The following is a 15,368-nucleotide window of genomic DNA, read 5'->3' on the forward strand; positions in this document are numbered from 1 at the left end:
CAGAATGGAAAAGAGACCGCTGGGCCGGACCGGCATCGATGTGACGTCGCTATGCCTTGGCACGATGATGTATGGCGAACAGATCGGCGAGGATCTGGCCTTTCAGCAGATGGATGCGTGCCTCGATTTCGGGATCAATTTCTTCGACACCGCCGAGATGTACACGATCCCCCCGAAAAAAGAGACGCAGGGTGAGAGCGAGCGCATTGTCGGGCGCTGGCTGAAGGATCGCGGCGCGCGCGACAGGATCGTGCTGGCGACCAAGGTGATGGGCCAGTCCGGTTTTGACTATATGCGGCCGTGGGGCAGCATTCCGCGCCTGAAGCGCAAGGATATCGAGTTCGCCGTCGACCGGTCTCTTGAAAATCTGCAGACGGATTATATCGACCTCTATCAGACCCACTGGCCGGACCGGCGCGTGCCGACCTTCGGTCGTGATCTGAAGGGCTATACTCATTACGAGGAAGACTTCGACGCGATCCTCGAGACGCTTCAGGTCATGGGCGAGCTGAAAAAGGCCGGGAAGATCCGTGCCTTCGGCGTGTCCAACGAGACCGCCTATGGCGTCATGCGCCATGTGAAGGAGGCGGAGACGCGCGACCTGCCGCGGGCCGCGTCGATCCAGAATGCCTATTCGCTGCTCAACCGGACCTTCGAGATCGGCCTTGCCGAAGTGGCGATGAAGGAGGATGTCGGCCTGCTCGCCTATTCGGCGCTGGCGCAGGGCGAGCTGTCGGGTAAATATCTCGATGGCGAGACGCCCAAGGGCTCGCGCCGCGACTGGTTCGGCAAGGCCGACCGCTACCAGACGCCAGGCAAGGAAAAGGCGCTGCGCGGCTATCTGCAGGTGGCGAAGGATTTCGGTCTCGACCCGTCTGCGATGGCGTTCCAGTTCGTGACGACGCGGCCCTGGGTCACGTCAAACATTTTCGGCGCCAATGGCATGGACCAGCTGCAGACCGTGTTCGAGTCCCTGTCGATCGCGTGGACGGATGAGCTGAACGATGCCGTCAACAACGTGCATGTCGGCCAGCCCAATCCCTGCCCGTAAAGGCCGTTCGTGACCAAGCCCGTCCGTGAGCTGAATGTCTTCGCCGATGTCGGCGCTGCCTGTGCTGACCTGGCGGAGCGGTCGGCGCCGCTGGCGCGGGCGCTGTCCGGGATAGAAGGCAAGCCGCATATCAGGCGGCGGCCCGGCGGCTATCCCGGCCTGTTCCGGATCATCGTCGAACAGCAGGTCTCGGTCCCGTCGGCTCAGGCAATCCTTGCCCGCTGCGATGCGCGTCTGGGGAAGGTGTCACCCGACCAGGTGCTCGGGCTGTCCGAGGATGATTTGCGGGCCTGCGGTCTGTCTGGGCCGAAGATCCGCTATGTGAAGGCGGTCGCGACGGCGATTGCCGATGGCGCGCTCGATCCGGACGACCTGGCGACTCTCGACGATGGGGAAGCGGCGGCCCGGCTGACGGCGGTCAAGGGCATCGGTCCTTGGACGGCGGCGATATACCTCCTGTTCTGCGAGGGCCGTGCCGATATCTGGCCGAAGGGCGATGTCGCGCTTCTGGCCGCCTATGCGGCCGCGACCGGGTTCACCGAGAAACCGCCGATGAAGGAATTCGATGCCATGGCCGAGAACTGGCACCCATGGCGCGGGATCGCGGCGCATATCCTGTGGACCTATTATGCCAAGCTGCGCGGACGGGCGCCGATCTGATCCTTCAGCCAGTTCTATTCGGCGGGCGCGATGCGGGCCTTGCCGCCATCACCGCGCTGCCAGCGGTTCAGCGTGAACAGGGCGGGGCGGCGGTAGAGGAAGTTCAAGGGCGTTCCCCTGACCAGGGCGTGGATCGCCAGCGGCACGCCGACGGCGATAACCAGCACGGTGAGACAGGCAAAACCGATATCAGGGATCAGGCCTGTTGCGCCCAGAGCCTTCTCGCCGACTTTCATCGGCACGAAGAAGGTCAGGTAGATAACGATGGAATGCTGGCCGGCATAGCGGATAACGTTGCCGGTGTTCAGTTCCGCCAGTATCGCGGCGACGGCGATGATCGCGCCGGCGCCTGCCATGCCCAGCGCAAGGGCGACAATCGGGGCCTCGCCCAGCCCGGCGGCGACAAAGCCCCAGTTCGTCAGTCCCCACACGGCAAGACCGGCGATGGCGAAGATCTTGTGTCTTCCAGCGAGGCTGGCAAAGCGGAAGAGCATGGGTGCGCAGGCATAGCCAGTAAAGAAGAAGACATACCAGTTGGCGATGCGGTCGGTAACGGACCAGCCGGTCTCGATCAGCCCGGCATAAAGCAGCGTTTGCAGCAATGCGGCTGCGGCGAGTACGACCATGGCCGGCACATTCCGCAAGAGGCGGGTCAGCACGTAGAAGACCAGCAGCTGATGCAGGAACCACAGGCTGCCTGAGGGGAAGATCAGTTGCTTGGCGAACAGGACGGCAAAGGCGAGCGGATCGGCCAGCAGCAATTCCGATTCGAGGGCGACATTCTGGATCGCCAGCCAGAGCACATAAAAATAGGCAAAGTGGATGACTTTCTTGTCGATATAGTCCGCCAGCGGACCGTGGATCGAGCGCGACAGGAACAGCCCGGCAATGAGGAAGAAGTCCGGCATGCGGATCGGCTTGGCGAATTCGACGACATGATGCATCCAGCCTTCGCCACCCGCGATTGCACCATAGCCATAGGTCGAATGCATCATCACGACGAGGATGATGCAGATGCCCTTGCCGTAATCGACCCAGTCTACGCGATAGCCCGACTCTTGCGCTGTCATGTTCCTTCTCCGGTGCCTTGTCCGACGGGAGCGATGCAAGCCCCGTACCCAAATCCCGTCTCCGGGAGAGGCGGCATGGTTAAAGCGGCATATTTCCGGCCTGACAGGGACCGGCTCACGCAAATGTCAGCTGATCGTCTCGTGGCGCAGCACAAAAAAGCGGGCGGCCCGGAAGCCGCCCGCAAGTGCAGTCTGCACGCCAGAGGAGAAGTCACATCAGGCGCTCATAGTGCCGCCTGTGGTGTAGACGAAAGATCCGCCCTTGATTGCGTCGATCAGGGGCTTGGAGCGGGCACGCTCCACCGACGGACAACCCCAGCTGCGGCCCTGGAGCGCGCGGGCAGGGTTGATGTAGTCGGCGCCGTGAATGACGATCGCCCGGGCGCGGGCATTGGAATTGGTGTCTTCAAGGCCGTCGAGACGCAGCGACAGGCCGTGCTTGCCGTAATAGGTCTCGGCGGTGACGAAGGCGCCAATGGAGGTCATTTTTGACTCCGGCGTGTCTGAGAAGGCTTCGGCGAATCCGTCATGGTTCGTGTCCGAGCCCTGGCCATGGGCGACCAGCATGGTCTCGATATCGCCGGTCTTCGTGTCGACCAGATAAAGACGGTCTTCGCTGGAATTCTTGGAATAGTCGATGATGGTGACGAAACGCTCATTGCTGATCTCGCCGCGATAGGCGTCCCGCGCCGCGATGGCTTCCTCGAGCAGGGCGTAGTCAAGCCCGGCGGCGGATAGCTTGTCATAGTCGACCGGAGTCGGCTGTTGCGGGTTGAGGGAGAGCATGAGGCCTGCAAACAGGCCAGCAAGAGTGGCTAGCATAATGGCAATTTCCTGTCGCTTTGCGTTGTCGTCTGGCGGCAGAGGTCATCCCGTCTCTATCGGGCCCCGCCTCGCAACGATCGGGGAACATGACATATCAGAAAAATATGGAACTGACCTGCCTTCAATCTTTTTGTATCCAAGGGACGGGTTCAGATCAAATTTCGATATCGTAACATCCATGTTAATGTCATGCCGCTACTGCGCCGCGAGGCGTGCCCCATTATCGTCATGATCCGGCACGGGGCCTGCAATATAGAGAAACGTGCCCTGTTTTATTTTCTCGATGAGCGGCCCGGACTTGGCATAGTCCACAGCCGGGCAACCCCAACTCCAGCCCTGTTCGGCGAGATGCCTGCCGACATAACCCGCGCCATGGATCACGATCAATCTGTCCCAGGCGGTTTTGTTGGTTTCTTCCAGGCCGTGCAGGCGCAGAGACAGGCCGTGTGCGCCGTAATAGGTGTCCGCTGTCAGGTAACCGCCGAGCGAACTCATCCGTGAATCGGGCATGGGAGAAAAGCGGTCGGCAAGGCCATCCATGTCAGGATCCGAGCCCTCGCCATGGGCAACCAGCATCGCCTCGATGGTGCCTGCGACGAGGTCAAGCAGGTAAAGCCGGTCCTCGCTCGACGGTTTGCCGAAGTCGATGACCGTCAGATAGCGCCGGTCCCCGATATCGCCGAGATAGCGGTCGCGGGCCGAGAACGCCTCGTTCAGCACGCGCGGCTCGAGACCTGCCGCCTGCACCTGGCTATAGTCGACGATTTCGGTGATGGGCATTCCGGCCTGTGCCGGCAACGGCATCAGCGCGGACGCAAATGCAAGACCAGCCAGCGCGCTACGGCGCCGCCGGAACAAGTCGGACCGAGCTGCTAGGCGCGTGAACATTCCGGACATCCCATTTTCCCGCGTCAATTGGAGGCTATCCCGGGCGTCTTTGCAAGAGGGGCTCGCCGGCCTCGCTGCAAGCGCCGTCGGCAGGCACCGCGCGATCCGTTTGACCGCCATGACAGGACAGGGTAAAGCGCTCACTCCCAATCCGAGCCGAAAGCTGGTCCCTGAATGTCCGTCAAAGTCCGTTTCGCCCCGTCACCTACCGGCAAGATCCATGTCGGCAATGTCCGCGCCGCGCTGTTGAACTTCCTGTTCGCCCGCAAGGAAGGCGGCACGTTCATGCTGCGCTCCGACGATACCGACCAGGCGCGCTCGACCAAGGCGTTCGAGGACGGCATCCAGACCGATCTCGGCTGGCTTGGCCTGACCCATGACGAATTCGCCCGCCAGTCGGAACGCTTCGGCGACTACGACAAGGTTTCAGAGTGGCTGAAGGACAAGGGCTTTCTTTATCCCTGCTACGAGACGTCGGATGAGCTTGACCGCAAGCGCAAGCTGCAGCGCGCCCGCGGCCTGCCGCCGGTCTATGACCGCGCCGCGCTGACCTTGTCGGACGGCGAAAAGGCCGCCTTTGAAGCGGAGGGGCGCAAGCCGCACTGGCGCTTCAAGCTATCCCAGACGCCGGTGCAGTGGAACGACCTGATCCGCGGCGACGTGAGCGTCGATACGTCGGCCGTGTCCGACCCCGTGCTGATCCGCGAGGACGGCATGTATCTGTACACGCTGCCATCCTGCATCGACGATGTCGATTTCGGCATCACCCACGTCATCCGCGGTGAAGACCATGTCACGAACACGGCGACTCAGGTGGAGATTTTCCGGGTGCTGATCGAGCTTCGGGGAGCAGGACAGGTGCCGCAATTCGCTCACCACTCGCTGCTGGTCGGCGCCGATGGGCAGGGCCTGTCCAAGCGCCTCGGATCGTTGTCGATAGAGGGCATGCGCGAGGCGGGCATCGAGGCGGCGGCGATCACCAGCCTGCTGGCGCGGCTGGGCACGTCGGACCCGGTCCAGCCGGTGCCGGACCTTGCCGATCTGGTCGAGGGGTTCAGCTTCGACAAGATGGGGCGTGCTCCCGCCCGCTTCGATATGGACGAACTGGCGACGCTCAACGCCAAGATCCTGCACGAGACCCCCTATGAGAAAGTATCGGACCGGCTGTCCGCCGATGGCGTGACCGAGGAAATCTGGACGACGGTGCGCGGCAATGTCGAAACGCTGAAAGATGCGGTCGCCTGGAAAGCCGTCATTGACGGTCCTGTCGAGCCGGTCATCGCCGATGAAGATCGCGCGTTCACGACAAGCGCTGCTGCGCTGGTGCCGGATGCTCCGCTGACGGATGAAAGCTGGGGCGCGCTTACCGCGGCCCTGAAGGAGGCGACGGACCGCAAGGGCAAGGGACTGTTCATGCCGCTGCGCCTCGCCCTGACCGGCCAGCCGCACGGGCCGGACATGGCGGTGATGTTCCGGCTGATCGGTGCGCAAAAGGCCAGGGCGCGGCTGCTGGGCGAGACGGCCTAGATCCGTTCCTCGAACTCTTGGCTTTCTTCCGTGTCGCAGGACAGGTCATCGAGCGCCTTCTGTGCGGCCGGGATGACGTCCTCTGCGCGGTCGACGAGAATCAGGTCCTTACGCAGCTCCGGCGCGGCGAAACCGCGTTCGATGATATGGTCGATCAGCTCGACCAGCGGCGACCAGAAATTTTCCAGGTTCAGCAGCACGATCGGTTTGCGGTGCAGATTTAGCCGCGCCCATGACAATATCTCGATGATCTCCTCCAGCGTGCCAATGCCGCCGGGCATGGTGCAGATGGCATCTGCCTCCTCGAACATGATCATCTTGCGTTCATGCATGTTCTTGACGATCTTGTGATCGGTTCCCGGCAACAGTCCTTCGACCTCGACGAGGAAGTCCGGAATAACGCCGAATACATGTGCGCCATTGTCCCGCGCGGTCGAGGCGACACGGCCCATGAGGCCGAGTTCGCCGCCGCCATAGATGAGTTTTATATCGTTTTCGGCGATCTCGCGACCCAGTTTCTCGGCTGAGTTGATAAAGACGGGACTGTCGCCCTCTTTATGTCCGCAATAGACGCATATTGATTTCAATTTAGACATATGAATGGTCTCGTATAACTTAAGGGGAATAGACGATTGGTCAGGAGCGGCGGTGCATGCTAAAAGCGGCGTCGACAACTAGCCGGTCAAATATCGGACCATTGCAACAAAAAGGCCATTAGAATGCGTGTCGTCCTGTTTTTTCTGGTTCTCGTGATCCTCGCAGTGGTTGGGTATTTCGCCGCCCAGAAAATGGGTTGGCTACCGGGGGCTGGCAACACTAGCGGAATTGATGTCCCGACGGAAGAGCAGGAGACATCGGATGTGGAGCCTGCCGAGACCGGAATCAAGCCGCCGCGATTCGATATCGTTCGGGTCGACCGGTCGGGCTTTGCCGTCATTGCCGGCGTTGCGGCACCGGGCGCGACGGTCACGCTCTATGCCAATGGCGAGGAACTGGCGACGGAAACCGCCGGACGGGACGGCGCCTGGGCCATCAGCACCGAAACGCCGCTCAAATCCGGCACTGTCGAGCTTACCCTGGCGATGACCACGATTGACGGCCTCGATATCGGGTCGGACGAGACCATCGTCGTCTATGTGCCCGAGCGCGAGGGCGACCAGCCGCTGATCCTGCGCACGACGCCGGGCGGCGCCAGCGAAGTGCTGCAGCGCCCGACTGACCGCCCGACCGGCCTCGGTCCGCTCAGCCTCGATACGATCGACTATGATGACGCCGGCAGCGTGATCTTTTCCGGCATGGCGTCCCCGGGCACGACAGTGCAGGTCTTCGCCAACCGTAATTTCATCGACCAGGCGATTGCCCAGGATGACGGCAGCTGGAGCATGTCGACGTCGATCGTGCCTGGCCGCTATACGCTGCAGATCATCCAGCTCGACGAGTTTGGCAATCCGGCTTACGCCATCGAGGTGCCGTTCGAGCGCGCGTCTTTCAGCGATGTCGTGTTCCGCGACGGCAATGTCATCGTCCAGCCGGGCAACTCGCTGTGGGTGATTTCCCGCCGGGCCTATGGCGAGGGCGCTCAGTACACGATCATCTATGAAGCGAACGAGGCACAGATCCGCGACCCCGACCTCATCTATCCGGGTCAGATCTTCGATGTCCCCGGTGTCGAGGAAGAAGACGCGCCGGCCACGCCGGAACCGGTGATGGTCGATGAGAACGACGAAGAAACAGCGGACCAGTAGCCGTTTCCCCACGCTCTTTATTTCTTTGACTATTTACTCCGCAGCCGTACGGGTCGCATCGGGCGATTGTTGCCGGTCTGTGATCGCGTCTGCTGTGTCAGGCGATGCCGGGCGTGCCTGATACGTTTCCTTCTTGCGCCTTACGGTGCCAAGCGCCGCCTTGATCCGGGCCGAGAAGACTTTCGGCGCGGCGAGCAGGACCGGCGTCAGGATCAGCGTCAGCAGCGTCGAGAAGGCGAGACCGAAGACGATGGCCGAGGACAGGAGCACCCACCAGCCGGAGGTCGCAGAGCCGATGCCGATCTGACCGGCGGTGAAGTTCACATTGATCTCGAAGACCATCGGCAACAGGCCCATGATCGTCGTAGACGTCGTCAACAGGACCGGACGCAGGCGCTGGGCCGCCGTGCGGATCACGGCGTCCTCCACCGACAGGCCGGTATTTCTCAGGAAATGATAGGTATCGATCAGCACGATATTGTTGTTCACGACGATCCCGGCCAGCGCGACGATGCCGACCCCGGTCATGATCACCGAGATATACTGGCCGGTCAGGGCGATGCCGAGCAACACGCCGTAGACGGACAGGACCACCGCAGAGAGCGTCAGCGCGGCGTGGTAGAAATTGTTGAACTGCAGCATCAGGATAACGCCGATCATGAACATCGCCGACAGCATGGCGGTAAGGAAGAAGCCGGCGGCCTCGTTGCGGCTCTCGCTGGCCCCGCGCAGACGCCATGACACGGAAGGGCTGATTTCCTCGGCGAGCACGCCGGTCTGAAGCCAGGCGCGCATCTTCTCGATCGCGACGTCCTGGCTGACTTCATAGCCGTCGACGGTGGTGTTGCCATTGGCCTTGATGTCCATCACCCTGTTGCCGTCGCGGCGGGTAACGCGGTCGACTTGCTGCTGCTGTACGATCTCGACGAAGTTCGAGATCGGCAGCGGCCCCTCGCGGGTCTGGATATTGAGGTTTTGCAGCGCCGTGACGGTGCGGTCATCGGCCGGGAAGCGGATGCGGATATCGATCTCGTCATCGCTGTCGTCCGGGCGATAGGTGTCGATCAGCAGGCCGTCGGTGACGAGCTGGATCATCGAGCCGATCTCGCCGAGGGAGACGCCGAAGCGGCCGGCCTGTTCGCGGTCGACGACGGCAACAAGCTCCGTCCCCGGCAGCGGCTGGTTATCCTCGATATCCATATAGGTCGGCACTTCATGGCCGTTGACGACGGTGGTGCTCCCTTCCATGAACTGGCGTACCAGGATGGCAGCCTCGCGGGCGAGGTCGAAATTACCGGCGGTCAGCTCGACCTGGGTGTCCTTGCCCTGGGGCGGGCCCTGTTCCGGCTGGCGCACCTCGAGGACAATACCCGGCAGACCGGCGGTGCGCTGGCGCAGGTCTTCCAGCACTTCGCGGGAATGCTTGCGCTCCTCATACGGATAAAGGTCGATATTGAGCTGGGCTATGGTCTCCGGCGGCGCGGTCGGCGCACGCGACAGGGCCGGGCCGGTCTGGGTGTAGATGCTCTCGATCGCCGGGTGGTCCTCGACCAGCCCGCGCACTTCCTCGGCGATGGCGAGCTTGTCTTCTTCCGAGAGGTTGCCGCGCCCCTGGACGATGATCAGCACCTGCTCGTCATCATTGCGGATGAAATACTCGACATCGGGCGAGGCGACGGAGAAGGTGAGATTGCACACGGCGATGATGATCGCGGCATAGCCGAGCACCAGCACGGGCTTGTCCGTCAGCCAGGCGATCAGCCTTGCATAGGCGCCGGTCATGCCGCCAAGGGTGCGCGGATCGACACTATCGAGGTCGACGCGGGTCTCCTCGCTGTCGGTCTTGCCCTGGATGCCGAGACGGCGCTTGAGCTTCTCCGGCAGGCCGAAACTGGCGCCGATGATCGGCAGGAAGATCAGCGCGACGAACAGCGACGCGGAAAGCACGAAGATAAGCGTGATCGGGATGAATTTCATGAACTCGCCGTCGAGCGAATCCCAGAACAGGAAGGGGATGAAGGCAGCCAGCGTCGTACCGGTGGAGGCGACGATCGGCCAGAACATGCGCTTGGCTGCTTCGGCATAGGCTTCGCGGCGGCTGGCGCCTTCGATCATCCGGCGGTCGGCATATTCGACGATGACGATGGCGCCGTCGACCAGCATGCCGACGGACAGCACCATGGAAAACATGACCAGCATGTTCAGCGTGTAGCCATTCATGGCGAGCAGGGCGAGGCCGATGAGGAAGGAAGAGGGGATGGCGATGCCGACCATCACCGCCGAGCGGAAGCCGAGCGCACCGACAACGATGATCATCACCAGGAGGATCGCCAGGATGATCGACGAGGTCAGGGAAGACAGGATGTCGGTAACGAAATAGGACTGGTCGCCGGTGAACGCATAATGGATCGTCTCCGGCCATTCAGCAGCGAGCCGTTCCGTGACGTCCTTTACCGACTGGCTCACCTCGACAATGTTGGCGCCCGACCGCTTCGAGACGTTCATGCCGATCGCCGGTTCGCCATTGAACAGGGCAAAGCCGTCCGGGTCTTCGAAAGTACGGCGGATTTCGGCAATGTCGCCGAGGGTGACGACCGCCTCGCCATCGCTGCGCACCGGAATGTCCCGCGCATCCTCCACTGTCTTGATCAGGCCCGGCAGCTTGACGGAGTAGGTGCCGTCGGAAAAGCGCAGGGAGCCCGCGGTGATCAGGGAATTGTTGGCGCGAACGGCCTGGGCGACTTCCTGCTCTGACAGGCCATAGGCCTCCATCACTTCAGGGTCGATGATGATTTCGAGCAGTTCGTCGCGCGCACCGACGAGTTCGGCATCGAGCACGCCGGGCGTCGCGATCAGTGCATCCTGCAATTGCTTGGCGCTCTGGAACAGGGCGCGTTCGGGCGCCGTGCCCGACAGGATGACGGAGATGACCGGGAATTGCTGCTGCGCGTTGAATTCCTGCACGATCGGCTCTTCCGCATCCGCCGGATAGTCGGCCCGGGCGCGGTCGACCGCCTCGCGCACATCGGCGAGCACATCGTCCATGTCGACGGTCGGCTCGAATTCGAGACGGATCTGCGCGGCGCCCTCATAGGCGAGCGAGTCCATCTGGTCGAGGCCTTCGATCGACTGAAGTTCAGCCTCTGTCGGCTTGACCAGCAGACGCTCGCCATCTTCCGGCGAAACGCCCGGCAGGGGCAGCACGACAAGGGCGACGGGGATGGGGATATCCGGATCGGCTTCGCGCGGCATGGTGACGAAGGCCGAAATGCCGAAGATCGTAAAGGCGACAAGCGCCAGCATGGCGACTTTCGAGCGCTGGAAGGCGGCATCGACGACATGCATCATGATCTGCCTCCCCGCCTAACCCGGCTGGCTGTCGGATCGGTCCGACTGCTGATAGGTTTCACCGGGTGCGGCAATCTCGATTGCCTGTCCGTCGCGGACATAGTTCTGCCCGCGCACGATGATTTCCTGCTCACCGGACAGCCCGCTGACGAAATAGCCATCGGCGGAGTCGCCGGTGATGGAGACGGGACGGAAGACTACCTCGCCGGTCTTCGCCCCCGTGCGGATCACGGTCCGCACGCCGCTCTGTCCCTGATCGGAGGTGACGACGACATCGTGGGGCAGCAGCCAGGCATCCGTGTCGCCGGTGTCTATCAGGACCGTCGCTGTCTGCCCGGCGCGGATCGTGCCGGGGTTCTCGGCTTCAAGCTCGACGGCATAGGTGCGCGTCGCATCGCTCGCCGCGGCCGCGACATAGGTCACGCGCGCCGGGAATTCCTCGCCGGTCGCAAGCACTACCTGCGCCATGTTGTTCTCGCGGATGCGCGCGACGTCCCGCTCGGGCACGGCACCGCGAATGCGGATTGGATCGAGCTCGGCAAGGGTGGCGCAGGGGGCGCCGACATTGAGAAAATCGCCTGCCTCGGCCTGCTGCTCTTCAAGGATGCCGGCAAAGGGCGCGCGGACCGACGTCTTGCCGAGATCGGTGCTGGCTCGCTGCAGCGCCGCTTCGGCCTGATCGTAGACAGCCCTCGCCGAGGCAACTCCGGCCTCGGAGGCGAAGCCCTTGTCGGCCAGTTCCTGCGCAGCCTCGTAGTCGATGCGGGCCTTTTCGAAAGCGGCGCGGGCCTCGCCGAGCGTCGCACTGCGGGTTTCGACGTCGATTTCGCACAGGACCCTGCCGCGCTCGACGAACTGGCCCTCGGGGGATGGCGTGGCGCGGACCTGGCCGGGTGTCTCGGCGCGCACGACGACGAGGCGGCGCGCTTCGGTGCGGCCGCGCATCTCGATTTTCTCCGTGATGGTCTGGGAATCCACCGTTTCGGTCACGACCCGGAACAGGCGGGTTTCCTCGTCGGCAACGATCTCCTCGCCGCCGGAGCGCAGCAGCATCGACAAGGCGAAATAGGCGACGACGCCTGCCGTGATCAGCAACGCCGTCTTGACCGAGCTCGGGAGAGACCGCCAGCCTGCCATGTTTACCACCCGTATCCTTGTCCTGCCTATGCGGGAATATGTAGTCTTTCCCACAAAATACTACAGCAGACATGGTAAAGATCGGCTCAACATAGCCCAACTAACTTGCATCACCGTTATGCTTTTTGTGCATGGCAGCATTTCGACGCCGAAACCGCTGGAAGCGGTGCCAGATCATCCTGCCTTCAAAGGGCATCATCCGAAGGCAGAAAGGTGATCATTTCCAAGGGCCCAGGGCAGCCAATCTGCATGATTCCGGACGCAGGCGGCCCTAGCCGATCGCCCCGAAATAATGACTGATCCCGTTGGTGATCCGCATCAGGAGACCATAGGTTTCCTCCATCGGATCAACCATTTCGCGCTGAAGCCTGATATATTTCGGCTCGGCGGAATTGTCGGGATAGGTCGCGTTTTCCTTGAGGCTGAAATCGCCGATCCGCGGCGCATCGGTCGGGAAGATCTCGTGCAGCAGGTCGGTCGCGGACGGCACATCGAGATGGAAGATCATCTCGATCACATCCTGCTTGGAGTGACCGGTCTGCGGCGAGAAGGTCGGCAGCTTGGCGACCATGATGAACAGGTGCTGGATCAGCGCAATGCGCACGGCGTGCAGGACGTCGAGCGACAGCGGCACTTCCGCCGTCCCGCTGCGCAGGCCCATCTCCGTCAGCGCCTGGCCGAGCGCGATGGAGTCCGAGCGCAGACGCGCGGCCAGCTGCAGCGCAGAGAAATAACGGCCATCGGAGGCGAGCAGGGAGGCCAGTTCCGCACACGGCTTTTCGAGATCATGCTCATTGCCCGACAGGGGCCGCGTTGCCCAGAAGGAGCCGTCAAACAGCTTCATATAGGCGATCATGGTCTTGATCTCGCTCAGAGATTTTGCCCTGGCGACAAGGGTCATCAGCCTGTGGAAGCGGTCGGAGCTTTCGTTGAGGGTGACGAAATAATCCTGCTCGGTCGACAGCGCCTGGCCTACACCACCGATCAGGTTGGCCAGCAGGCCCATCTGCTGCAGGATCGCATTGTGCGGGATCGCCCGGATCTTGCGCAGGGAGATATCCTCGTCGGAGCGGCGCTCGAACTGCCGCTTGGCCTTGCGCGAGCCGGTGGTCGGCAGGAGTGACAGGCCGAGCGCGGAGAGTGTCGCGTGATAGGCCTTGTCGGCGAACATGTCTTCCTGGCGGGCCTTCACGGTGCGGTAGAAGTCGAGGCTGGTCGCCGTGTCCTCGTAGAACAGGTCTTCCGACTTCATCGCTTCCTCAGCCTCAAGATGAGCGTTCAGAAGACCATTGACGACCGCTTCGGCCAGCGGTTCGGAGCCGAACAGCACGTAGCCGTCGCCGCCCTGAAAGCTCGATTCCTGGATCAGGTGGATGCCGCGAGATGCGAATTCATGGCGCGCCCAGGGGGACAGGGCATAGAGCGAGCGGTCGCTGAAGCTCTTCTGGTGATTGCCGCGGCCCATGGATTCGCCATGGGTGTCGAAGACGATGGCATCGAGATGGCCAAGCCCGTGCTTGTGGATGAGCTGGGCGAAATGGCCCTGCAGGCGCTCGATGGCGAGGGTCGCCGGGATCTGGCCCATGAACCGCCCGGCGTCGGAGAAGCCGGCCTGGATCGCGACGCGGCCGCGGCCATTGGCGTAGTCGCGATAGATTTCCTGGCCAAGCAGCACGTCGAGGATGCGGCGCGACCGGTCGAGGGCCTTGGCCGTTTCAAACAGTGGGCAGATATCGATCTTCTTCTCGACACCGAATTGCTTGCCGAGATAGATACAGGCGAGCACGGTAACGGGGTTCTCGCACTCGGCGATCAGCAGGCGGATCGGCTGGTCGGCGTCGATATGCTTGACGATCTGTGCCATGGCGATCAGCAGCCGCGAGGCCGAGGATTTCTCGATCGCGAGCGAGGCGAAGTTGACATCGACGGCGTCGGTCTTCTCGATCTCTTCCTTCACCCGCTCGAGCGCGCGTCGGCCGAACAGGTCATCATCAGAGACGAGGTTGAGGATATTGCGGGCGGCGTTGCGAATCTGCGAGGCGTTGAGGCGGAAGTGGATCTCGCCGGCGCCGAGACCGAAGCTCTTCATCGAGGATTTCAGGGCAATCAGGGGCAGGCAGTCATCGCCGGCGGCCGTGATCGCCTCATCCATCTGGGCCAGCATAGGCTCGATGCTGGTCAGACGGCCCGGGCCATCCTCGGTCAAATGGTCTGCAGCTGCCGCAAGTGTTTTCGGGCTGTCATCGAACATGGCGAACAGGGTGACAGCCTTGTCAGTATGGTCGCGGGCGGCTGTCGCCGTCTCGGTGACGGCGGCGACGTCGTAGCCATCCTTCGCCAGGACAGCCAGTTCCTCGACATAATAGTCGAGACGGAATTTCTTCTCGATCAGGCGGTGGCGGATGACGTCGTTCCAGCCGATGTCGTTACGGCCATCCATGTCATAACCAACCCAGCTGGCGATCTTGACAGGCGTCGGCAGGATCGTCTGCCACTGGTCGGGGAAGCGTTCGCGGGCTTCCTCCAGCACGATCCGCGTCAGGGTCGACAGCGCCCTGGTGCCATTCTTCATCGCATCGAGCACGGCGCCGTGCTCATAGGCGAGGGTAATATTCGTATCCGGATGGTGCACGACATCCTTCAGGGAGCCCCGCAGGTCGAACGCCGGCTCGGTCGCGGCCTTGATCAGCAATTCGCGCTGCTTGGCGGAGAGAATGAAGGTCGGGTGCGCGGTGAACACGGCGATGTCGCGGCAGCGCTGCCAATAGGCGGCAAATTCTTCCGCGGTCGTGAAGCGTTCGGAAATTTTCCTGACGGTTTTTCTCAGGGCAACGCCGCTCTCACGCTGCTCGTCCATGCCGAGATAGGTGGACAGGTAACCGGCCCGGGAGGCAAAGGCATCGTCGCTCAGTGCCTTGACGAGACCGGACAGGTCTGCGAGCGAGATTTCGTCCTTCTCGATCCGCACGGACAGTTCATGGGCCAGCTGGCGAACAGGGTTTGCAAGCGGGTCCTTCAGAATTTGCGTCCGCAATTCTTCGAGACGGCTTTTCAGGCTGGTTTCCAGGTCTGTCGTGCTGGTTGTCATCGCGGGCTCCCGTTGCAGGTCAAACGGGA

At 62.3% G+C, this 15,368-nt stretch carries 11 protein-coding genes; 4 read left to right on the top strand and 7 right to left on the bottom strand.

The window, feature by feature from the left end; all coding sequences use genetic code 11:
- Positions 1-4 precede the first annotated feature (4 nt).
- Together IEV88_RS02825 and IEV88_RS02830 are read left to right on the top strand one after the other, a co-directional pair.
- Complete coding sequence (locus tag IEV88_RS02825; RefSeq protein ID WP_188159770.1) at positions 5-1,051, top strand: aldo/keto reductase; 1,047 nt, start codon at positions 5-7, stop codon at positions 1,049-1,051.
- 9 nt (positions 1,052-1,060) lie between these two features.
- Positions 1,061-1,711: a DNA-3-methyladenine glycosylase family protein gene (locus IEV88_RS02830; protein ID WP_188159771.1), complete on the top strand. Its 651-nt coding sequence runs from the start codon at positions 1,061-1,063 to the stop codon at positions 1,709-1,711.
- A 14-nt stretch (positions 1,712-1,725) separates the two neighbouring features.
- Here IEV88_RS02830 and IEV88_RS02835 read toward each other — a convergent pair whose 3' ends face one another.
- The 3 genes from IEV88_RS02835 to IEV88_RS02845 form a co-directional block, all read right to left on the bottom strand.
- A complete protein-coding gene (locus IEV88_RS02835) occupies positions 1,726-2,781 on the bottom strand; it encodes an acyltransferase family protein (protein ID WP_188159772.1) in 1,056 nt (351 codons plus the stop codon).
- Positions 2,782-2,997: 216 nt separating this feature from the next.
- Positions 2,998-3,603, bottom strand: coding sequence for a murein L,D-transpeptidase catalytic domain family protein (locus IEV88_RS02840; RefSeq protein ID WP_188159773.1), 606 nt, complete (start codon positions 3,601-3,603; stop codon positions 2,998-3,000).
- Between the two features lie 198 nt (positions 3,604-3,801).
- The gene (locus tag IEV88_RS02845; protein WP_188159774.1) at positions 3,802-4,386 is read right to left on the bottom strand and encodes a murein L,D-transpeptidase catalytic domain family protein; all 585 of its coding nucleotides are present in this window, start codon (positions 4,384-4,386) and stop codon (positions 3,802-3,804) included.
- A gap of 282 nt (positions 4,387-4,668) precedes the next feature.
- Here IEV88_RS02845 and gltX point away from each other — a divergent pair, with 282 nt between their 5' ends.
- Entirely contained in the window at positions 4,669-6,021 is a 1,353-nt protein-coding gene (gltX, locus tag IEV88_RS02850; RefSeq protein ID WP_188159775.1) for a glutamate--tRNA ligase, read from the top strand.
- On the opposite strand, the gene IEV88_RS02855 is transcribed toward gltX, so the two are convergent.
- Positions 6,018-6,617, bottom strand: a complete 600-nt coding sequence (locus IEV88_RS02855; protein WP_188159776.1) for an LOG family protein — start codon at positions 6,615-6,617, stop codon at positions 6,018-6,020. The genes gltX and IEV88_RS02855 overlap by 4 nt on opposite strands.
- A gap of 123 nt (positions 6,618-6,740) precedes the next feature.
- On the opposite strand from IEV88_RS02855, the gene IEV88_RS02860 reads away from it, so the two are divergent.
- Positions 6,741-7,766 (top strand): LysM peptidoglycan-binding domain-containing protein, encoded by a 1,026-nt coding sequence (locus IEV88_RS02860; protein ID WP_188159777.1) that lies wholly within the window; start codon positions 6,741-6,743, stop codon positions 7,764-7,766.
- A gap of 33 nt (positions 7,767-7,799) precedes the next feature.
- Here IEV88_RS02860 and IEV88_RS02865 read toward each other — a convergent pair whose 3' ends face one another.
- The 3 genes from IEV88_RS02865 to IEV88_RS02875 form a co-directional block, all read right to left on the bottom strand.
- Positions 7,800-11,114 carry an efflux RND transporter permease subunit gene (locus IEV88_RS02865; protein ID WP_188159778.1) on the bottom strand — a complete coding sequence of 1,105 codons (3,315 nt, stop codon included), beginning with the start codon at positions 11,112-11,114 and terminating at the stop codon, positions 7,800-7,802.
- A gap of 15 nt (positions 11,115-11,129) precedes the next feature.
- Positions 11,130-12,251 carry an efflux RND transporter periplasmic adaptor subunit gene (locus IEV88_RS02870; protein WP_188159779.1) on the bottom strand — a complete coding sequence of 374 codons (1,122 nt, stop codon included), beginning with the start codon at positions 12,249-12,251 and terminating at the stop codon, positions 11,130-11,132.
- Between the two features lie 271 nt (positions 12,252-12,522).
- On the bottom strand, positions 12,523-15,339 hold the full coding sequence (locus IEV88_RS02875; protein WP_188159780.1) for a phosphoenolpyruvate carboxylase: 2,817 nt from the start codon (positions 15,337-15,339) through the stop codon (positions 12,523-12,525).
- Between the last annotated feature and the right edge of the window lie 29 nt (positions 15,340-15,368).

Source organism: Aquisalinus flavus, assembly GCF_014640095.1.
GTDB classification, from domain to species: Bacteria; Pseudomonadota; Alphaproteobacteria; order Caulobacterales; family Parvularculaceae; genus Aquisalinus; species Aquisalinus flavus.

What these genes read in the sequence shown, in the direction of transcription:
- gltX (WP_188159775.1), top strand. Translation starts at nt 4,669, where the DNA reads ATGTCCGTCAAAGTCCGTTTCGCCCCGTCACCTACCGGCAAGATCCAT.
- IEV88_RS02865 (WP_188159778.1), bottom strand. Translation starts at nt 11,114, where the DNA reads ATGATGCATGTCGTCGATGCCGCCTTCCAGCGCTCGAAAGTCGCCATG.
- IEV88_RS02835 (WP_188159772.1), bottom strand. Translation starts at nt 2,781, where the DNA reads ATGACAGCGCAAGAGTCGGGCTATCGCGTAGACTGGGTCGATTACGGC.
- IEV88_RS02860 (WP_188159777.1), top strand. Translation starts at nt 6,741, where the DNA reads ATGCGTGTCGTCCTGTTTTTTCTGGTTCTCGTGATCCTCGCAGTGGTT.
- IEV88_RS02870 (WP_188159779.1), bottom strand. Translation starts at nt 12,251, where the DNA reads ATGGCAGGCTGGCGGTCTCTCCCGAGCTCGGTCAAGACGGCGTTGCTG.
- IEV88_RS02840 (WP_188159773.1), bottom strand. Translation starts at nt 3,603, where the DNA reads ATGCTAGCCACTCTTGCTGGCCTGTTTGCAGGCCTCATGCTCTCCCTC.
- IEV88_RS02825 (WP_188159770.1), top strand. Translation starts at nt 5, where the DNA reads ATGGAAAAGAGACCGCTGGGCCGGACCGGCATCGATGTGACGTCGCTA.
- IEV88_RS02845 (WP_188159774.1), bottom strand. Translation starts at nt 4,386, where the DNA reads ATGCCCATCACCGAAATCGTCGACTATAGCCAGGTGCAGGCGGCAGGT.
- IEV88_RS02855 (WP_188159776.1), bottom strand. Translation starts at nt 6,617, where the DNA reads ATGTCTAAATTGAAATCAATATGCGTCTATTGCGGACATAAAGAGGGC.
- IEV88_RS02875 (WP_188159780.1), bottom strand. Translation starts at nt 15,339, where the DNA reads ATGACAACCAGCACGACAGACCTGGAAACCAGCCTGAAAAGCCGTCTC.